Origin of the sequence: Streptomyces sp. NPDC048751 (genome assembly GCF_043198595.1) — a bacterium.
Classification (GTDB): domain Bacteria; phylum Actinomycetota; class Actinomycetes; order Streptomycetales; family Streptomycetaceae; genus Streptomyces.
In genome coordinates, this window is sequence record NZ_JBICUX010000009.1 from 99,073 (window position 1) to 117,056 (window position 17,984).

Consider the following 17,984-nt stretch of genomic DNA (forward strand, 5'->3'; position numbering starts at 1 on the left):
GCATGAGCATGTCCTGGAGCGGCAGGACGAGACGGCGGCTGCGCCACTGGCGGGAGGTGGCCGCGCGGCAGCGGGCCGCACGGCAGCGGTTCCGGGCCGGGCAACGGGAGTGGCGCAGGACCGGACGCCCGCCGGAGGACCTCGGCCCCGCGCCCTCGGGGTTCACCCTGCTGCCGTGGCTGCTCATGGGCATGGGCTCCTTCTCGAACCTCTTCCAGGGCGAGGCGTCGAACCCGGTGATCGCCGGCCTGGGCCTGTTCACCTTCAACTCCCTCTACATCAACGTGGTGTTCCGCGCCTTCGTGAAGGAGAAGCGCGAGGCGGTCTCCACCCGGGTGACGCTGCTCGTGATGGGCCTGGTCACCTGCGGTCTGGCCGGCGGATACGGTGGCAGCTGGCTGTACTTCTTCCCGCTGCTGGGCCTTGCCGTCGGCGCGGTCATGCGGGGGCCGCAGCTCGGCCGCGTCGGGGTCGGACTGACCGTGGTCGCGGCCGCCGTCTCCGCGCACCGTTCCGGCTGGGACGCGATCAACGTCGCCTACAGCACGCTGCTCTCCACCATGGTGACCGCGGCGATCCTCTCCCTCACCGATGCCGTACGGGAGCTGCGCGCGGCCCGCGAGGAACTGGCCCGGCGTGCCGTCGAGAAGGAACGCCTGCGCTTCTCCCGCGACCTGCACGACCTGCTGGGCCACACCCTGTCGGTGATCGTGGTGAAGTCGGAGGCGGCCCGGCGTCTGGCGGGACGGGACCTCGACGCGGCGCTCGGTCAGATCAGCGACATCGAGTCGGTGGGCCGCCAGGCGCTGACCGAGATCCGCGAGGCGGTCACCGGCTACCGCGAGGGCAGCCTCATCACCGAACTCGACCGGGCCCGCTCCGTGTTGGGCGCGGCGGGCGTCGAACCCGTGCTGCACCGGTCGGGCCCGCCGCTCGGGCCGCAGACGGAGACCCTGCTGGCCTGGGTGGTGCGCGAGGCGGTCACCAACGTGGTCCGCCACAGCGGCGCCACCCGCTGTGAGATCACGCTCTCGGGCGCCCCGGAACGCGTCCGCCTGACGGTCGCGGACAACGGAACCGGCGCCGCCGGTCCGGAAAGCCGCGAGGGCATCGGCGGCACCGGTCTCACAGGCCTCGGGGAACGCCTCACCGCCGCCGGCGGCTCCCTCACCGCGGGCCCGGGCCCACGCCTCGGCTTCACGGTGACGGCGGAACTCCCGGTGGACCACCCGGAGCCGTCCGAAGCCACCCGAAACCCAGCCCCCGAACCACCACCCCGGGCCCTACTCTGACCCCGTGAGCGAGATGCCCCGGGATCACCGGCCCGCCAAGTCCATCCGAGTGCTGCTCGCCGAGGACCAGGGGATGATGCGCGGCGCGCTGGCGTTACTGCTCGGGATGGAGGCGGACATCGAGGTGGTGGCGCAGGTGGGGGCCGGGGACGCGATCGTGGACGCGGCGCTGGTCCACCGCCCGGATGTCGCGCTGCTCGACATAGAGCTGCCCGGCATGAGCGGCCTGGACGCCGCCGCCGAACTGCGCGAGCAGGCGCCGGACTGCCGGGTGCTGATCCTGACCACCTTCGGCCGGCCCGGGTATCTGCGGCGGGCCTTGGAGGCCGGAGCGGCGGGTTTCCTCGTCAAGGACGGTCCCGTGGAGGAACTGGCCGTGGCGATCCGCCGGGTGCTGACCGGCGAGACGGTCGTCGATCCCGCGCTCGCCACCGCCGCGCTCAGCGCCGGTCCCAACCCGCTCACCGCCCGCGAGTGCGACGTCCTCAAGGCCTCCGTCGACGGCGCCACCGTCGCCGACATCGCCGAAAGACTCCACCTCTCCGAGTCCACCGTCCGCAACTACCTCTCCGCCGCCATCGGCAAGACAGGCACCCGCAACCGCATGGAAGCGGTCCGCGAGGCCCGCCGGCAGGGCTGGCTGTAGGGCGCGAGGCGAAGCCGTCGTCTCCTCCGGGCACCCGCCCGCACCCGCCCGCGCCGGGTCGCGCGGGAGAGGCGCCGTCGGCGGCCGGTGACCCGCGCCCGCTAGCCGGTCACCTTCACGTCCTTGTACGCCGTCCCCTTCGGCGCGAGGCACACGAACCAGTCGAACGGCAGGCCGTCGACCTTCCGGATCGCGAACTCGTCGCTGTTGACGACGTGCGCCTCGGCCGCCCTGCGGACCACGGTGCTCGTGCCGTCCTTCCACCCGCAGGTCACTTCCTTCGCCGCTTGGCCCACGGCTCCGATCACCAGACGATCCGGGCTGTCGGGACGGAGTTCGAGCGGGAGCACGCCGGCCCGGAGGTCGCGGCCCGCCAGACCGCTCTCCTTGGTGACCAGGTCCTCCAGCGCCCCCATGGGGGTGGCGTCCTCGCCGTAGGTGCGGTGGACGAAGTACGCGCCCTTGCCGACCAGGTCGGCGGCCTTGCGGATGTCCGCCGGCATGTCGTCGTACTGCACCATCGCGTCGAGTTCGGCCTGCGCCTCCACCTCGTCGCGCGGGGCGGCCCACACGTCGATGGAGACGCTCCACTCCTTGCCCCCGTCGGTTCCGGTCGCCAGCAGGGTGGACTGCGGCTCGTACAGGTTCGGCGACCCGCTCGCCGACGGCGCGGACGCGGCCGGTGTCGCACCGCTCGCGTGCCCGCCCGGCAGCCCGCTCAGCGCCAGCGCCCCCGTGGAGCCGGCGACCACCACGGCGGTGGCCGTGGCCACCGCCCAGCGCCTGGCCCTGCGGCGACGGCCGCCGCGGAGCACCGCCTGGGTTGGGGCTATACCGATCTCGACCTCGTCCGCGGCGTCGGCCAGCAGGAGTGCGATGTCATGGTGCGTCATGTCGTGGTTCGTCTCCCGGTCCGCGCTCATCACTTACGCCCTCCGTACGTCACCGTGTCCGCCAGTTCCGGTATGGCGCGGAGTTTCGCGATCCCCTTGGCCGCGTTGCTCTTCACCGCGCCGACCGAACACCCCATGGCCTCCGCCGTCTGGGTCTCGGTCAGGTCCTCCCAGTACCGCAGGACCACCGCCTCCCGCTGCCGGGGCGGCAGTTGCGCGAGCGCCCTCAGCAGGGCGTTGCGGTCGTCGGCCTGGGAGATGCGGTCACCGGTGTCGGGCAGCTCGTGCGAGATCCCCGAGTCGTCCTTCGGTGCCAGGAACTCCTTCAGCCTTCTGCGGTGTTTGCGCGCGTGAGCGTTGATCATCACGCGCCTGACGTACGCCTCCGGGTCGTCGGCCGAGCCCACCTTGCGCCAGGCCACGTAGACCTGTTCGAGCGTCGACTGGACCAGATCCTCCGCGGCGTGCTGCTCCCCCGTGAGGAGAAATGCCGTCCGCATCAGCCGCGGCCAGCGGCCGATGACGAAGGCCTGGAACTCCTCGTCCCGGGCCTGCTTGCGATCCCCCATGGGCACCTCCTAGATGTTCATAGGAGTCCACGAGCCCCACGGATCGTTGCCTCACCTCGCGGGAGACTTCCGAGGCAGCCACACACTCACCGTGATCACCAAGAGAAGGTCAAGATTTCGTTAGCATGCCGAAGCAACGGAATAGTTGCCCCGGCGCACGGGGTTCACCCTGCACGCACCCCCCGACTTTCCCTTTCTCCTCTTACTCCCCGGCCTGGAGGCCCCCCTCAATGACGCAGTCGACGACCGACCAGCCCACCCGGAGAGCGAGCAGCGCCCTGGTCCCGGTGCTCGCCTTCGCGGGCATCGTTGTCGCGGTGATGCAGACCCTGCTCGTCCCGGTCATCAAGGACCTGCCGCAACTGCTGGACACCGCGCCCAGCAACGCCACCTGGGTCCTGACCTCGACGCTGCTCTCCGGAGCGGTCGCCACGCCGATCATGGGCCGCCTCGGCGACCTCTACGGCAAGCGGCGCATGCTGATCACCAGCCTCGCGGTGATGGTCGTCGGCGCGCTGGTCAGCGCCCTCACCAGTGACCTGCTCACCATGATCGTGGGCCGTACGCTCCAGGGCTTCGCGATGGGCGCGATCCCGCTGGGCATCGGCCTGATGCGCGACATGCTGCCCCGCGAGAAGCTCGGCTCGGCGATGGCCCTGATGAGCTCCTCCATAGGCGTCGGCGGTGGCCTGGCGCTGCCCGCCGCCGCCCTGGTCGCCCAGCACGCCGACTGGCACGCCCTGTTCTACGGCGCCGCCGGCCTCGGCGCCCTCGCCATCGCCCTCACCCTGCTCGTCGTACCGGAGTCCCCGATGCGGGCGGAGGGGTCCTTCGACGTCCTGGGCGCGCTCGGCCTCTCCACCGGCCTGGTCCTCTTCCTGCTGCCGATCACCAAGGGCAGCGACTGGGGCTGGACCTCGGGCACCACGCTCGGTCTCTTCGCCGGCTCCGCCGTCGTCCTCGCCCTGTGGGGCGTGATGGAGCTGCGCCTCAAGGCCCCGCTGGTGGACCTGCGCACCACGGCCCGCCCCGCGGTGCTCTTCACCAACCTCGCGTCGATCATGGTCGGCGTCTCCTTCTACGTCGTCTCCCTGGTCCTCCCCCAGCTGCTCCAGCTCCCGAAGTCCACCGGGTACGGCCTCGGCCAGTCGATGGTCGTCGCGGGCGTGCTGGTGGCGCCTCTGGGCCTGACGATGATGTTCACGGCCCCCGTCTACGCCCGCCTGTCGGCGAAGTACGGCCCCAAGGTCACCCTGATCCTCGGCCTGCTGATCATCGCGATCGGCTACGGCGCCGGCCTCGGCCTGATGAGCGCGGCCTGGCAGAGCCTCGTCATCGCCGTGATGCTGGGCGCCGGCATCGGCCTCGCGTACTCCTCCCTGCCCGCGCTGATCGTGGGCGCGGTCCCGGCGTCGGAGACGGGTGCGGCGAACGGCCTCAACACGCTGATGCGGTCCATCGGTACGTCCGTGTCGAGCGCCGTGATCGGCATGGTGCTGGCCAACACCGCGAACAACGTCGGCGGCGTCGCGATCCCGACGATGCACGGCTTCCGCGTCTCCTTCCTGATCGCCACGGCCGCGGTCGCCGTGGGTCTCCTCCTGGCCCTCTTCCTCCCCGGCCGCCGCCCCGCCGACCAGCCCCAGTTGCGGGCGAGCAGCGAGGAGGACGCCAACCTGGAGCGCGCCGAGGAGGCCCTGCGAGGCTTCCGCGGCCGGGTCCTGGACGCGGACGGCGCGCCGGTCGCCCGCGCCAAGGTCACCCTGATCGACCCGCGCGGCCGCCAGGCGGGCGCGACGCTCTCCGCCGAGGACGGCACCTACGCGCTCACCGTGCCGGCCCAGGGCGCGTACGTCCTGGCCGCGAAGGCCACCGGCCACGCGCCGCTCGCCTCCTCCGCGACCCACGCGGGCGACGACCGCCCGGTGGACGTGGACCTGCCGCTGCCGGGCGAGCCGGTGACCACGGCGTAAGAGCTCCGCCAAGGCGTCGCCCCCGCTTCCCGCACCCCCTGTCGCCGAGCCGACGGGGGGTGCGGCAGCATGGGCGCCCATACAGGCGTACGACTGGAAGGACCCCGATGACCGCGGCACCCAAGCCCGAGATCCTGGCCGCGTTCGAGGCGGCGAAGGGGTTCATGCCCGTCGACGAGGGGCTCGCGCTGTACGCGGCCGCCGTCGAGGCGGGCGGGCTCGGGCTGCCCCTGCTGGAGGTCGGCACCTACTGCGGCCGCTCCACCGTCCTCCTCGCCGACGCGGCCCGCGAGGCCGGGGTCACCGCGCTCACCGTCGACCATCACCGGGGCAGCGAGGAGCAGCAGCCCGGCTGGGACCACCACGACCCCGAGACGGTCGACCCCGAACTCGGCGTGATGGACACGCTCCCCACGTTCCGCCGCACCCTGCACCGCGCGGGCCTCGAGGACCACGTCGTGGCCCTGGTCGGCCGCTCGCCCCAGATCGCGAAGATCTGGAGCTCCCCCCTCGCCCTCGTCTTCATCGACGGCGGCCACACCGACGAACACGCCACCGCCGACTACGAGGGCTGGGCCCCGCATGTCGCCGAGGGCGGGCTGCTGGTGATCCACGACGTGTTCCCGGACCCGCTGGACGAGTTCACGGGCCAGGCGCCTTACCGCGTCTACCTGCGGGCGCTGGAATCCGGTGCCTTCACGGAGGTGGGCGACACCGGCTCCCTGCGCGTCCTGCGGCGAACCGGGGCCGGGGTCTGAGGGCGGGGGCCGCGGGCCGCCATTCACTTCCCGATGCTGATCCTCTCGTTGTCCAGCAGCGCCGTGTGCGTCGCCGACGTGATGATCAGCACCATCAGCACGAAGCCGGTCAGCGGGTTGCCGCTGTCCGGGTCCGGGTCCAGCGCGGTCGCGGCGACGAAGACCGCGATCTCGCCGACGACGTAGCCGACCGCCAGCCACGGCTTGACCACGCCTTTCACCGCCGCGACCACGAACGGGACCGCCGCGCACAGCCCGAGGGTGACGACGGGCACGAGGGTCCACACGACCTTCGCGACGGTGCTGTGGAACATGCGCGGCCGGACGGGCGCGAGCGGCTGGTCGAAGTAGGGGCTGCCGGACATGGGTGTCTCCCCGTTTGATGGTGGGCGGTGCATGGGGCAGTGTGCTGGGGGCGTGGTGGGCTGTCAGCCGTTTGCCCGGGAACGGTGCGCGCAGGCGCCGATGACGCCCGCTAGGGTGGCTGCCGTGTCGTACGCAGGTCCGGAATTCGAACCCTCTTCGCGCCGTCGGTCCCCCATGCGGCGGGCCCTGATCGTGGCGCTCGGCGTGCTCGTGCCGGGGGCGGTGCTCGGGTGGGTGGTGTATCAGGGGGCACCCGGCGGATCGGACGGGGCGGACAGGGCTCCGGCCGGGACGGCCACCAGTGCCGGCGACGGCAAGGAGCCGAGTGCCTCGGCCAAGCCGTACAGTGCCGCTCCGCTCAAGGGCAAGGTCGTCGTCATCGACCCCGGGCACAACCCCGAGAACTTCCGGCACACCGCGGAGATCAACCGCAAGGTGGACATCGGGACCAACCGCAAGGAGTGCGACACGACGGGGACGTCCACCAACTCGGGGTACACCGAGGCCCGGTTCACGCTCGACGTGGCTCACCGGTTGCGGGCGCTGCTCCAGCGGCAGGGCGCCACCGTGAAGTTGACGCAGGACGGGGACCGGCCGTACGGGCCCTGCGTGGACGAGCGGGCGCGGATCGGGAACGCGGCGCACGCCGATGCGGTCGTCTCCGTGCACGCGGACGGGTCGGGGGCCGGGAACCGGGGGTTCCACGTCATCCTCCCCGCGGCGGTGCGCGAAGGCGACGCCGACACCCGGGCCATCGCCAAGCCCTCCCGCGACCTCGGCGAGCTCATCGCGACCGACTTCGCGCACTCCACCGGCACCGAACCGTCCAACTACGTGGGCGACGGAAGCGGTCTCGTCACGCGAAGGGACCTGGGCGGTCTCAATCTGTCAACGGTTCCCAAGGTGTTCATCGAGTGCGGCAACATGCGCGATACCAAGGACGCGGCACTGCTGACGAGTGGCGCCTGGCGGCAGAAGGCGGCGCAAGGGATCTCTGAGGGAATCGTGAGTTTCCTGCGCGGGTAGTGATCGGCGCGCTGATCCCGGCGGACAGCCCGATCGTGCGGACGATAGGGTCGTTCTTACGATAAGGGGCCACCCCCGCGCTTCCCACCGGGGCCGGAAGGCGACATGGTGACAGCGACGCCTCTACCGACGATGAGACGACCTACGAAGGACCAGAAGTGAACATCCGCTCCCTCACTAGAGGCGACGGCGTGGTGATCGGAGCAGCGGTGTTGCTGTTCATCGCGTCGTTCCTGGACTCCTACTCGGCCGACGCGGCCCCGGACAGCTTCGACTTCCCCAGCGCCTGGGCGAGCGGTCCGATCCTCATGGGCGTGGTACTGGCGGGCCTCATCGGTGCCGCGCTCGTCGTCGTCTCGCGCGGCCTTCCGCAGGTACCGAAGGTGGCCGGACTCGAGCTCGGTCAGTTCGGCGTCGCGTTCACGGTCTTCGCGGCGTGGAGCGCGCTCGGCAACGTCATCGACCCGGCCAGCGGTACGAACAACTTCGAGGGCTCCAGCGACACCCTGGACGCCGGTGTCGGCCTGATCCTCGCCCTCGTCGCCACCCTGGTCATGGCCGGCACCGCCGTGGCCACCCCCCTGGTCCCCGCCCTCCAGGCCCCCCTCATCCCCGCCCCCAAGCCCCCGGCCCCCCAGCCCTACGGCGCCCAGCCGCCCGGTGGTTACGGCTACCCGGGCCAGCAGGGCCAGCCGCAGGCGCAGTTCGGCGGGCAGCCGCCGCAGGGCCAGCAGCCGTTCGCGGGGCACCAGCCGCCGCAGGCCCAGCCGCAGCCGCAGCCGCCGGCCGCGGACTTCTCGCCGTTCTGGTTCGCCGTGCCGGTGGCGCGGCCGCTGTTCCCGGAGGACGGCTCCCCGACGCCGATCGCGGAACTCGCGCCGGGCACCTGGTACCTGGCCGTCGAGCAGAGCGGCCCGGGCCTGATCGCCCAGACCCAGGACGGCCGCCGCGGCGTCCTGCGCGACACCTCGGGCATCCAGCGCGGCTGAGCCCCCAGGGCCCCCAAGTCTCACCGACGGCCCCTCGCCCTTCCGGGCGGGGGGCCGTTGTCGTACAGTCGCCCTTCTTGACTGACGAACCGTCAGGAGGCAGGCATGCGGCTCGGTCTCGCACTCGGCTACTGGGGGCGCGGCCCCTCCGCGGAGCACGTCCCGCTGGCGCGGGAGGCGGAGCGGCTCGGGTACGACTCGGTGTGGACGGCCGAGTCATGGGGCTCGGACGCCTTCACCCCGCTCACCTGGATCGCCGCGCAGACGTCGAGGATCCGGCTGGGTACCGCCGTCGCGCAGATGGCGGCCCGCTCCCCCACCACGACCGCGATGCACGCGCTCACCCTGGACCACCTCTCCGGCGGGCGGATGATGCTTGGGCTCGGTCTGTCGGGACCGCAGGTCGTGGAGGGCTGGTACGGCCGTCCGTTCCCGAAGTCGCCGCTGACGGCGACCCGGGAGTACGTCGACGTCGTACGGCAGGTCCTCAGGCGGGAGGGACCCGTCGAGCTGGCCGGGCGGTTCCACTCCCACCCCTATCGCGGCGCCGACGGCACCGGGCTGGGCAAACCCCTCAAGCCGATCACCCATCCCCTCCGCGCCGACCTGCCCGTCCTGCTCGGCGCCGAGGGGCCGAAGAACGTGGCGCAGACGGTCGAGATCGCCGACGGCTGGCTGCCGTTGTACTGGTCTCCGACTCGGCCCGAGGTCTACGGGGAGGCCGTGAGCCGCCTGCCCGAAGGATTTCTCGTGGCGCCCATGGCCCGGGTGAAGGTCTGTGACGACATCGATGAGGGGCTGCTGCCGGTCAAGGCGATGCTCGGCTTCTACATCGGCGGCATGGGCCACGCGGCCCGCAACTTCCACGCCGACCTGATGGCACGCATGGGGTACGAGGAGGAGGCCCGGCGGATCCAGGAGCTGTTCCTGTCCGGGCGCCGCGAGGAGGCCGTGCTCGCCGTGCCGGACGCCTTCGCGGACGAGATCTCCCTGGTCGGGCCGCGCGAACGCGTCGCCGAGCGGCTGGAGTCGTGGCGCAAGGGGCCGGTGACCGACCTGCTGGCCCTCTCGCCCGACCCGCACACGCTGCGGGTGCTGGCCGAGCTCAACTCCTGACACCCTCAGCGGAAGATGGCGACCGGGTCCAAGGTCAGCTCACCCCTGCGCGGGTCCCACGTCCGTACCTTCCCGAGGCAGCGGGCCGGGAACTCCCCCGTGTAGTAGTCCTCGTCGCGGAACTCGCCCCGGCCCTCCGCCTCCGCGCAGGTGATCTTCACGTGGGCGGCGGGTTCGCCGGTGCCGTAGCGGGCGCGCAGGACCACGTCCCCGCTCTCCGTGCGGCGGGCGGTGAAGCGGGCGGTGACGGAGACCCAGTCGGACATGACGGCGCTCAACGGCACCCGACCGTCCACGGCCCCGTCCCGCAGGAGGTCGGCGAGCGCCCGGTTGGGGGTCATGCGGCCGGTGACGAGGTCGGCGTCCACGACACCGTCGTCCCGGCGCATGGTGTCCATGAGCACGCCGATCACGTTCATGGGCGTGCTCTCCCGGAGGTAGGTCGTGACGCGTTCCTTGGTGACGCCCCGGTCCGCCTTGCCGCCGACCCAGGAGAAGAGCTTGCCCCACAGGCCGTAGTTGCTGGTGACGTTGATCCGGTCGGCGACCTCCTGTGCGAGGGACTCGCTGAAGCGGCCGGTCTCGTAGATGTCCATGACGCGCTGCTTGTGCAGGTAGAAGCACATGCCGAGGACGGTCGGCCCGCCGCGTCGGCCTCGCCTGCGCCGCCTGCCGGGGCGCACCAGCGCGTAGCGCAGCAGGACGACGCAGCAGGCCGCCGTCAGGGCCCAGACCGTCAGCCACGGCCACCACAGACCCCACCACTGACTGTCAATGACACCCACGGATCTCCTTGAACGCGTCGGCGAGGGAGGAGAGTTCGGCGTCGACCACCCGGCCGCCGGTCACTTCGGCGGCGCGTTTCAGGGCGGCCGCGTCGGCCTCTCCGAAAGGGACGGGGAAGGTGGGCACGGCGTCGGCCTCGGCGCCGAGTTCGCGGTGCCGGCGCAGGAACTCGGCGTAGGAGATGCCCGCGTTGTTCTCGCCGTCCGTCATCAGCACGACGGCGACGGGTCGTTCGGGTTCCTCCCGTACGGCGGTGCCGGCGATGCGGTAGCCCCGGTCGAGGGCGGACCAGACGGCGGTGGCGTCGTCGAAGCCGCCCCCGGCGACGACCCGGTCCAGGGCACGGAGGTCGTCGTCGCTCCGTACGGTCACGGTGCGTTCCTGCAGCACGCGCCCGCCGAACCGTACGACGGTGAGGCGTTCCCCGCGGTAGAAGCGGGCGAACTTGCCGGTGGAGGTCCGGTCGGCGCCGCTGAGCCCGGCGAAGGCGGCCCGCAGGTCGGCCATCCGCTCGCCGCGCATGGAGGTGGAGAAGTCCAGCAGGAACACCACCTGGTCGGCGGTCTCGCGGAGGGGTTCGCCGTAGTCGGCGACGAGTTGTTCGACGATGGACAGCCGGTCGGGGAAGGACAGGGCGTTGCCGACGGCCGCGCGCAGCTGCGGGGAGGGCTCGACGTCCTGGTTGACCGGGCGCCGGTAGGTCCGCCGCATCAGCTTCTTCTGCGTGTCGGCGCTCAGCAGCCAGTCGACGACTTTGCCGTACGCCGACCGCTGTCGTTGGTCGAGCAGGAGCAGTGGGAAGTCGGACAGGACCATGCCGTCGTCCGGGTGGACGATCTCCAGGGGGTCGCGCAGCTTGCCGGTGGCGTTGAGGGAGAGCAGTTCGGCCTCGTGGGCGATCAGCGCGTCGGCGTCGTCCTGGTGCCGGAGGTAGTCGGCGATCAGGTCGCGGGAGCTGGCGCCGGTGAGGGTCTGGCCGGAGCGGAAGCCGCGCAACCGGTCGCAGGAGACGTCCTGTTCGCGCAGTGCGCCGCCGGTCGCGGCGGCGGCGGTGGCGACCCCGACGAGCGCGGCGCGCCCGGTGTCGCTGCGCCGCGGATCGGCCATCCCGAACCGTACGGTCCCGTCGGCGGCCGCGTCGGCGACGTCCGCCCAGGAGATCCGCCCGCCGGGAGCCCGCTCACGCAACTCCTTCGCCACGGCGGGTTCGAGGCCGACGACCACCGGGGAGCGCATGATCGCGGTGGACTCGGGCCGGGTCAGGCGTCCGCCGGAGTCCTGGACGCGCAGCAGGAACGAGCGGTCGGAGGCGAGCCAGGCCAGGTCGTACGGGGAGCGGCCGGAGGCGGGCAGTTGACCCGCCAGATCGGCGTTGGCCTTGTACTCCATCTCCAGCTCGACGCCCGTGTCCTCCTCCAGCTCCGCCAACAGCGGGCCGAGGTCGGCGAGTTCGGGACTGGCGAGGACGCGCAGGGTGACGGGGTCGTCGTCGCGGGTGCAGGAGGTGGTGGTGAGGGTGCCGAGGAGGGCGAGGGCCAGGGCGGCCGTCAGCGCCCGTACGGGCCGTTTCACGGGGTGTCCCGCACGGCCGGCGGGCAGTTGCCCACGTAGTCGATGATCTCCTCCAGCACGCTCAGGTCGGGCTCGTACACCTTGGTCTGGTCGGGGTTCGGTGCCGGCGCCTGGATGCCGTGGTCGCGGAGGTAGGCGTTGAGCTGTTCGCTGGTGCCGTCCTCGCCGGAGAAGCGGACGCGGAAGCCGAGTTCGATGGCCCGCTCGCGCAGCTCCGCGTCCTCCTCGATGACCTGGACCAGGCGGTCGCCTCCGTCGGTGAGGGAGATGAGCTGGGGCTCGGTGAGCGCGTACGGGGTGGGGTAGAGCAGGACGCGGTCGGTGTCCTGTCGGCCGTGCTTGTCGTGGTAGGCGATCTGGTGCGCGAGGTACTGGTGCTCGTAGATGACGGAGATCGGCGCGATGCTCTCGCCCAGGTCGGAGAAGTAGCTCTCGGCCTGTTCGTCGGCCCACATGCCCTGGAGGTTGATGAGGGGCTTGATGCGGGCGGCGACGCTCTGGACGGCGCTGGCGGCGAGCTTTTCCTCGTTGGTGTCCTGGGTGCCCGGGGTGCGGTTCTTGTTCGCGACGAAGGCGAGCAGGCTCAGATAGGTGCCGGCGGAGTTGGACTCGCAGACGTTGGAGGTGCGCACGAGGACGCGGCCGCTGTTGCTGCGTTGCTCGCCGCCGAGCTCGTCGAAACCGATGCCGTTCCAGGTGTCGGCGTCCGGACCGCTGCCGTCCTTGGGGTTCTTGGGGTCGTCGACGCCGTCGAGCAGCCGGGTGAACTCCTCCATCCGCAGGTCGTAGTAGAGCGTCCTGCCGCCGCCCGGCGCCTGTTGGGCCGTGGCCACACCGGCCTTCACCAGCGTCTCCGCGTAGTCGCGGAACGTGGACAGGACCAAGGGCGAGACGAAGGGGCGGGCCGATCTCACCGAGCGGCCCTGCCGGTCGAGGATCAGTTTCGCGGCGGGCTGGCCGGACGGGAAGACGACGTCCATGCCCTTCAGGGACTGGGTGGCGATACCGCGGGAGCCGAGGCGGTGGATGTCGACGCGGATGCCGTGCCGCAGTAACAGCCGCCGCACCTCGGGGTCTCTGAAGAAGTCCGACTTGGAGGCCATCTTGGCCTCCAGCGTGGTGATGTGTTCGAACGGGCGGAGGACGTTGCCCGAGACGGACAGCGAGATCAGCCCGGCCAGGGCCAGCGGCAGCGCCACGACGACGTGACGGGGGATACGGCGGCGACGTATCCGGCGCGTGGTGAGCCGGGGTTCCTCGATCGTGGGTGCTCCGGCGTCGGACAACGGCCCTCCTGCCACTCAAGGGGGCAGGATCATCGGCAACCCCCTCGGACACGATCCCCCGGAGTCACCAGTTCCACTCGAATGCGAGGAAAAAGCCAGAGAGGTTTCATGACATCCATCGCGGCAATCCGTTGGACATGTCCCCTCGATATCGGAACGGTGCGAACCAGGCCGGCACGGTCATCGCCGTCGTGGCCGACATCATGGCCCTGATCCTGGGCCTCTGGATCCTGATGTACCTGCTGGACGCCAACCGGGCGAACTCCTTCGTGCAGTTCATCCACGACACCGCCCGTTGGCTCGCCGGCTGGTCACACGACCTGTTCACGTTCGACGAAGCCTGGGCGAGGGTGGTGGCGGGCTACGGCCTGGCAGCGGTGGTCTACCTGTTCGTGGGCCACGCCATAGCCAACCGCGTCCACCGTCACTGACGCTCAGTCACAGCACTCCGCCTCGAGCCCCCAGGGCAGCTGCTCACCGCTGAACACCGCACAGGTCGCCTCATGGCCCCCCAGCGCGGCGACGGCCAGCAGCAACGACCCCGCCGTCCACGTGGTCAGCTCCCTGGGCCAGATCGCCGCGTCCTCGAACACGTACCCGGTCCAGTACAGCCCCGACTCGGCGTCCCGCAGATGCTGGATGGACTGCAGGATCTCCAACGCCCGGTCGGACTCCCCCACGGCCCAGAGGGCCAGGGCGAGTTCGGCCGACTCCCCGCCCGTGACCCACGGGTTGGGGACGACACACCGCACGCCGAGCCCGGGCACGACGAAGCGCTCCCAGTCCTCCTCGATACGGGACTTGGCCTCGACACCGGTCAACGCCCCGCCCAGCACCGGGTAGTACCAGTCCATCGAGTAGCGGTCCTTGTCCAGGAACCGCTCCGGATGCCGACGGATCGCATGCCGCAGCGCGCCCGCCGCCAACTCCCAGTCGGGCTGGGCCTCTTCCCGCTGCTCGGCGATCGCCAGCGCGCACCGCAGCGCCTGGTGGATCGAGGAGGAGCCGGTGAGGAGCGCGTCCGTGGTCGGCGTGCCGTCCTCGTCGCGCCGCCAGCCGATCTGCCCGCCCGGCTGCTGCAACCGCAGCACCCACTCGACCGCCGCGTAGACGGTCGGCCACATGCGGTCCAGGAACATGTCGTCGCCGGTGGACAGGTAGTGGTGCCAGACGCCCACGGCTATGTAGGCCACGAAGTTCGACTCGCGCCCCCGGTCGGTGACGTCGTCGAAGTCCCCGTCCTGGTAGGCCGCGTACCAGGACCCGTCCTCGTTCTGATGCCGCGCCAGCCAGGTGTACGCCCGCTCGGCGGCCTCGTGCTCGCCCGCCGCGTCCAGGGCCATGGCGGCCTCGGTGTGGTCCCACGGGTCGAGGTGGTGGCCCCGGAACCACGGGATCGCACCGTCCTCCCGCTGCACGGCGAGGATCCCCCGCACGGTCGCGGCGGCCTGCTCGGCGGTGAGGACCCCGGGCAGGACGAGGTGTTCTGTCCGGGGGGTGGTCACTTGGCGGCCACCTCGGACACCTCGGAGGACTGGGAGGTCTCGGACAGGCTCGGCAGGTGCGGCTTGGTCGCGTACGCCACGAAGCTCTTGCCGATCAGCGGGTTCAGCGCCTGCTCGGCGACCCGCGTGGCCAGCGGCTTCTTCATGATGTCCCAGACCAGCAGCTTGTGGTACGCCCGCACGGGCAGCGCCTTGTCGTTGTCGACCCCGAACGCGCACTTCAGCCACCAGTACGGCGAGTGCAGCGCGTGCGCGTGGTGGGTGCCGTACGGCTTCAGTCCGGCCTCGCGGATCTTGGCCAGCAGCTCGTCCGCCTTGTAGATGCGGATGTGGCCGCCCTCGACCTCGTGGTAGGCGTCGGACAGCGTCCAGCAGACCTTCTCGGGGCCGTAGCGCGGAACGGTGATGGCGATGCGGCCGCCGGGCTTCAACACCCGGACCATCTCGGCGAGTACGCCCTTGTCGTCGGGGATGTGCTCCATCACCTCGGAGATGATGACGACGTCGAAGGACTCGTCGGGGAAGGGCAGCGCGAGGGCGTCGCCCTCCATGGCGGTGGCGGTGGCCCCGGCCGGTGCCTCGCCGGCCTCCTTCATCGCCGCGAACCACTTCGCGACCTCGCGGATCTCCTCGGCGTTCTGGTCGAGCGCCACGACCTGCGCGCCGCGCCGGTAGCACTCGAACGCGTGCCGTCCGGCACCGCAGCCGAGGTCCAGGACGCGGTCGCCCGGCGCGAGCGGGAACCGGGAGAAGTCGACGGTCAGCACGTGGCCCTGCTTTCGGGATAGACGCCGGTGTCAGTTGTCGTGGCTGCAAAGCTGGTGGGGGCCGCCGCGCGGCCGGGAGTCGTACCGGCGGAGGAGGCGATCGCCTCGCGGTAGCGGGCCACCGTGCCCTCGGCGGCGCGGGCCCAGGTGAAGTGGCGCAGCACCCGCTCACGCCCGGCCTGCCCGAGTCGTACGCGCAGTTCGGGGTCGCCCAGCAGTCGGCTCAGGCCCGCCGCGAGCGCCCCGGAGTCGCCGGGCGGCACCGCGAGGCAGGTCTCGCCGTCGCGGCCGGCGACCTCGGGGATCGCCCCGCCGGTCGTGGCGAGCAGGGGCGTTCCCGTCGCCATGGCCTCGGCGGCGGGCAGGGAGAAGCCCTCGTACAGCGAGGGCACGCAGGCGACTTCCGCCGAGCGGACCAGGTCGACGAGTTCCGCGTCGGAGATGCCCTTGACGAACTCGACGGCGCCTTCGAGGCCGTAGCGTTCGATGGCCTGGGCGACCGGCCCGTCCTCGGCGCGCTTGCCGACGACGACCAGGTGGGCGTCGGTGTGTTCGGTGCGTACCTTCGCGAGCGCCTCGATGAGGAAGACCAGGCCCTTGAGGGGGACGTCCGCGCTGGACGTCGTCACGATCCGGCCCGGCACCTGCGGCACCGACGGGTTCGGCGAGAACAGTTCGGTGTCCGCGCCGATGTGGACGACGTGGATGCGGTCCTGCTGTACGCCGAGGTGGTCGACGATCTCCTGGCGGGAGGTGCCGGAGACGGTGAGCACCGAGGGCAGGCGGCGCGCGACGCGCTTCTGCATGCGGGTGAAGGCGTACCAGCGGCGCACGGAGTACCGGCGCTTCCAGCCGTCGGCGGCGTCCAGCTCCAACTGGCGGTCGACGGTGATGGGGTGATGGATCGTGGTGACCAGGGGGGCGCCGACGTCACCCAGCAGGCCGTAGCCGAGGGTCTGGTTGTCGTGCACGACGTCGAACTGCCCGCGCCGGGCGCGCAGGTGGCGGCGGGCGCGCAGGGAGAAGGTCAGGGGTTCCGGGAAGCCGCCGGTCCACATCGTGGCGACCTCGAGCGCGTCGATCCAGTCGCGGTACTCGCCGCGGCCCGGGGTGCGGAAGGGGTCGGGCTGGCGGTAGAGGTCGAGGCTCGGGAGTTCCGTCAGGCTCAGTCCGTCGTAGCCCTCGTCGAGGACGGGATAGGGCTGGGAGCCGATGACCTCGACGCGGTGCCCGAGGCGGGCCAGCTCGCGTGAGAGATGGCGGACGTAAACACCCTGGCCGCCGCAGAACGGGTTTCCCTTGTAGGTGAGGAGCGCGATGTCGAGCGGTCGCTCGCCGTCTGCTGCGAGGTCGTTCCCGGACCCCGCCTGACTGGCCTCAGCGGTCACTCTGGGCCCCCTTCTGCCTGCGCTGTCCCGCGAGATTACGTCGGGACGCTAATCTAGAACAAGTTTCAGACTTGATCGTTCGGGAGGCTCCGAATTTACCGGTCGGTAAGGGCGCTGTGAGAAGTGGATCAGGTGATTCGCGCCACGGCTGGCAGCCCTGCCATGCTGTGTGATCACCTGTCCTCACCGACTGTCACGGAACGGGACCCATGCCTGCGGAAGCCAAGGTGACCAAGGTGGAAGCCAGTACCTCGCGACCATCCCCGCCCCTCACCGAGCGGCAGGAGGCGCGTCGGCGCCGGATCCTGCACGCGAGCGCGCAGCTGGCCAGCCGGGGCGGTTTCGACGCCGTGCAGATGCGGGAGGTCGCCGAGTCCTCACAGGTGGCACTCGGCACGCTCTACCGCTACTTCCCGTCCAAGGTGCATCTGCTGGTCGCCACCATGCAGGACCAGTTGGAGCACATGCACGGCACGCTGCGGAAGAAGCCCCCGTCGGGCGAGCGCGCGGCCGAGCGGGTCGCGGAGACCCTGATGCGCGCCTTCCGTGCCCTCCAGCGCGAGCCGCACCTCGCCGACGCCATGGTCCGCGCCCTGACCTTCGCGGACCGCAGCGTGAGTCCCGAGGTCGACCAGGTCTCCCGCCAGACCACCGCGATCATCCTCGACGCGATGGGCCAGGAGCACCCCACCCCCGAACAGCTCTCCGCGGTCCGCGTCATCGAGCACACCTGGCACTCGGCCCTGGTCACCTGGCTCTCCGGCCGGGCCTCCATCGCCCAGGTCAAGATCGACATCGAGACGGTCTGCCGCTTGATCGACCTGACGGCACCGGACACCGACGCCCCTGGCCAGGGCCAGGGGGAGGTCTAGCCCCGGCGGCGGCGCAAGGTGCCGAGGATCTGGGTGAGCACCTTGAGGGCCGCGATCCGGCGAGCCGGCCTGCGGGACCAGACGGCGGGGAGAACGACGCCCGCGTAGAGGGCGGCGAAGACCACCGCGACGAGCAGGACGGGCCCATGGAGCGGCTGGAGCGGCATGGCGTTTCCTCCG

The 17,984-nt window shown here is 71.4% G+C and carries 19 protein-coding genes; 9 read left to right on the forward strand and 10 right to left on the reverse strand.

Annotated elements, in window-relative coordinates; translation table 11 throughout:
• The first annotated feature begins 8 nt into the window (after positions 1–8).
• Together ACGFNV_RS27700 and ACGFNV_RS27705 are read left to right on the forward strand one after the other, a co-directional pair.
• Positions 9–1,292 (forward strand): sensor histidine kinase, encoded by a 1,284-nt coding sequence (locus ACGFNV_RS27700; RefSeq protein ID WP_393626401.1) that lies wholly within the window; start codon positions 9–11, stop codon positions 1,290–1,292.
• A 13-nt stretch (positions 1,293–1,305) separates the two neighbouring features.
• Complete coding sequence (locus ACGFNV_RS27705) at positions 1,306–1,938, forward strand: response regulator (RefSeq protein WP_393626403.1); 633 nt, start codon at positions 1,306–1,308, stop codon at positions 1,936–1,938.
• 101 nt (positions 1,939–2,039) lie between these two features.
• On the opposite strand, the gene ACGFNV_RS27710 is transcribed toward ACGFNV_RS27705, so the two are convergent.
• Positions 2,040–2,861, reverse strand: coding sequence for a hypothetical protein (locus tag ACGFNV_RS27710; RefSeq protein ID WP_393625854.1), 822 nt, complete (start codon positions 2,859–2,861; stop codon positions 2,040–2,042).
• Positions 2,861–3,400, reverse strand: a complete 540-nt coding sequence (locus ACGFNV_RS27715; RefSeq protein WP_393625856.1) for a SigE family RNA polymerase sigma factor — start codon at positions 3,398–3,400, stop codon at positions 2,861–2,863. The genes ACGFNV_RS27710 and ACGFNV_RS27715 overlap by 1 nt, the downstream gene beginning before the upstream one ends.
• Positions 3,401–3,630: 230 nt before the next feature.
• Here ACGFNV_RS27715 and ACGFNV_RS27720 point away from each other — a divergent pair, with 230 nt between their 5' ends.
• On the forward strand, positions 3,631–5,373 hold the full coding sequence (locus tag ACGFNV_RS27720) for an MFS transporter (RefSeq protein WP_393625857.1): 1,743 nt from the start codon (positions 3,631–3,633) through the stop codon (positions 5,371–5,373).
• A 107-nt stretch (positions 5,374–5,480) separates the two neighbouring features.
• Complete coding sequence (locus tag ACGFNV_RS27725; protein ID WP_393625859.1) at positions 5,481–6,131, forward strand: class I SAM-dependent methyltransferase; 651 nt, start codon at positions 5,481–5,483, stop codon at positions 6,129–6,131.
• Between the two features lie 23 nt (positions 6,132–6,154).
• On the opposite strand, the gene ACGFNV_RS27730 is transcribed toward ACGFNV_RS27725, so the two are convergent.
• A complete protein-coding gene (locus ACGFNV_RS27730; protein ID WP_393625861.1) occupies positions 6,155–6,496 on the reverse strand; it encodes a hypothetical protein in 342 nt (113 codons plus the stop codon).
• Between the two features lie 124 nt (positions 6,497–6,620).
• Here ACGFNV_RS27730 and ACGFNV_RS27735 point away from each other — a divergent pair, with 124 nt between their 5' ends.
• The 3 genes from ACGFNV_RS27735 to ACGFNV_RS27745 all read left to right on the forward strand — a co-directional run bounded on the left by ACGFNV_RS27735 (position 6,621) and on the right by ACGFNV_RS27745 (position 9,628).
• Positions 6,621–7,523, forward strand: a complete 903-nt coding sequence (locus ACGFNV_RS27735; RefSeq protein ID WP_393625863.1) for an N-acetylmuramoyl-L-alanine amidase — start codon at positions 6,621–6,623, stop codon at positions 7,521–7,523.
• Between the two features lie 158 nt (positions 7,524–7,681).
• Entirely contained in the window at positions 7,682–8,512 is an 831-nt protein-coding gene (locus ACGFNV_RS27740; RefSeq protein ID WP_393625864.1) for a hypothetical protein, read from the forward strand.
• A 105-nt stretch (positions 8,513–8,617) separates the two neighbouring features.
• On the forward strand, positions 8,618–9,628 hold the full coding sequence (locus ACGFNV_RS27745) for an LLM class F420-dependent oxidoreductase (protein WP_393625865.1): 1,011 nt from the start codon (positions 8,618–8,620) through the stop codon (positions 9,626–9,628).
• Positions 9,629–9,633: 5 nt separating this feature from the next.
• Here the strand turns inward: ACGFNV_RS27745 and ACGFNV_RS27750 are convergent, their stop codons facing one another.
• The 3 genes from ACGFNV_RS27750 to ACGFNV_RS27760 are packed head-to-tail and all read right to left on the reverse strand — an operon-like array spanning position 9,634 to position 13,272.
• Positions 9,634–10,413: a hypothetical protein gene (locus ACGFNV_RS27750; protein ID WP_393625867.1), complete on the reverse strand. Its 780-nt coding sequence runs from the start codon at positions 10,411–10,413 to the stop codon at positions 9,634–9,636.
• Positions 10,400–11,986 (reverse strand): substrate-binding domain-containing protein, encoded by a 1,587-nt coding sequence (locus ACGFNV_RS27755; protein WP_393625869.1) that lies wholly within the window; start codon positions 11,984–11,986, stop codon positions 10,400–10,402. Before ACGFNV_RS27755 ends, ACGFNV_RS27750 begins: the two co-directional genes overlap by 14 nt.
• Positions 11,983–13,272: a hypothetical protein gene (locus tag ACGFNV_RS27760; protein WP_393625871.1), complete on the reverse strand. Its 1,290-nt coding sequence runs from the start codon at positions 13,270–13,272 to the stop codon at positions 11,983–11,985. Before ACGFNV_RS27760 ends, ACGFNV_RS27755 begins: the two co-directional genes overlap by 4 nt.
• A gap of 137 nt (positions 13,273–13,409) precedes the next feature.
• On the opposite strand from ACGFNV_RS27760, the gene ACGFNV_RS27765 reads away from it, so the two are divergent.
• Positions 13,410–13,703 (forward strand): hypothetical protein, encoded by a 294-nt coding sequence (locus ACGFNV_RS27765; protein ID WP_079662668.1) that lies wholly within the window; start codon positions 13,410–13,412, stop codon positions 13,701–13,703.
• A gap of 3 nt (positions 13,704–13,706) precedes the next feature.
• On the opposite strand, the gene ACGFNV_RS27770 is transcribed toward ACGFNV_RS27765, so the two are convergent.
• Genes ACGFNV_RS27770 through ACGFNV_RS27780 form a run of 3 tightly spaced genes read right to left on the reverse strand, consistent with a single transcriptional unit; the run spans position 13,707 to position 16,932 of the window.
• On the reverse strand, positions 13,707–14,777 hold the full coding sequence (locus tag ACGFNV_RS27770; RefSeq protein WP_393625873.1) for a prenyltransferase: 1,071 nt from the start codon (positions 14,775–14,777) through the stop codon (positions 13,707–13,709).
• Positions 14,774–15,544 carry a class I SAM-dependent methyltransferase gene (locus ACGFNV_RS27775; protein ID WP_393625875.1) on the reverse strand — a complete coding sequence of 257 codons (771 nt, stop codon included), beginning with the start codon at positions 15,542–15,544 and terminating at the stop codon, positions 14,774–14,776. The genes ACGFNV_RS27770 and ACGFNV_RS27775 overlap by 4 nt, the downstream gene beginning before the upstream one ends.
• On the reverse strand, positions 15,538–16,932 hold the full coding sequence (locus ACGFNV_RS27780) for a glycosyltransferase family 4 protein (RefSeq protein WP_393625877.1): 1,395 nt from the start codon (positions 16,930–16,932) through the stop codon (positions 15,538–15,540). The genes ACGFNV_RS27775 and ACGFNV_RS27780 overlap by 7 nt, the downstream gene beginning before the upstream one ends.
• Before the next feature lie 209 nt (positions 16,933–17,141).
• On the opposite strand from ACGFNV_RS27780, the gene ACGFNV_RS27785 reads away from it, so the two are divergent.
• On the forward strand, positions 17,142–17,804 hold the full coding sequence (locus ACGFNV_RS27785; protein ID WP_393625879.1) for a TetR family transcriptional regulator: 663 nt from the start codon (positions 17,142–17,144) through the stop codon (positions 17,802–17,804).
• On the opposite strand, the gene ACGFNV_RS27790 is transcribed toward ACGFNV_RS27785, so the two are convergent.
• A complete protein-coding gene (locus ACGFNV_RS27790; protein ID WP_393625881.1) occupies positions 17,801–17,971 on the reverse strand; it encodes a hypothetical protein in 171 nt (56 codons plus the stop codon). The genes ACGFNV_RS27785 and ACGFNV_RS27790 overlap by 4 nt on opposite strands.
• Positions 17,972–17,984: the final 13 nt, after the last annotated feature.

Bases quoted from the DNA above. Each gene is read 5' to 3' on its own strand.
- ACGFNV_RS27785 (WP_393625879.1), top strand. From the start codon at position 17,142: ATGCCTGCGGAAGCCAAGGTGACCAAGGTGGAAGCCAGTACCTCGCGA.
- ACGFNV_RS27725 (WP_393625859.1), top strand. From the start codon at position 5,481: ATGACCGCGGCACCCAAGCCCGAGATCCTGGCCGCGTTCGAGGCGGCG.
- ACGFNV_RS27705 (WP_393626403.1), top strand. From the start codon at position 1,306: ATGCCCCGGGATCACCGGCCCGCCAAGTCCATCCGAGTGCTGCTCGCC.
- ACGFNV_RS27730 (WP_393625861.1), bottom strand. From the start codon at position 6,496: ATGTCCGGCAGCCCCTACTTCGACCAGCCGCTCGCGCCCGTCCGGCCG.
- ACGFNV_RS27765 (WP_079662668.1), top strand. From the start codon at position 13,410: ATGTCCCCTCGATATCGGAACGGTGCGAACCAGGCCGGCACGGTCATC.
- ACGFNV_RS27790 (WP_393625881.1), bottom strand. From the start codon at position 17,971: ATGCCGCTCCAGCCGCTCCATGGGCCCGTCCTGCTCGTCGCGGTGGTC.
- ACGFNV_RS27710 (WP_393625854.1), bottom strand. From the start codon at position 2,861: ATGAGCGCGGACCGGGAGACGAACCACGACATGACGCACCATGACATC.
- ACGFNV_RS27720 (WP_393625857.1), top strand. From the start codon at position 3,631: ATGACGCAGTCGACGACCGACCAGCCCACCCGGAGAGCGAGCAGCGCC.
- ACGFNV_RS27715 (WP_393625856.1), bottom strand. From the start codon at position 3,400: ATGGGGGATCGCAAGCAGGCCCGGGACGAGGAGTTCCAGGCCTTCGTC.
- ACGFNV_RS27745 (WP_393625865.1), top strand. From the start codon at position 8,618: ATGCGGCTCGGTCTCGCACTCGGCTACTGGGGGCGCGGCCCCTCCGCG.
- ACGFNV_RS27700 (WP_393626401.1), top strand. From the start codon at position 9: ATGTCCTGGAGCGGCAGGACGAGACGGCGGCTGCGCCACTGGCGGGAG.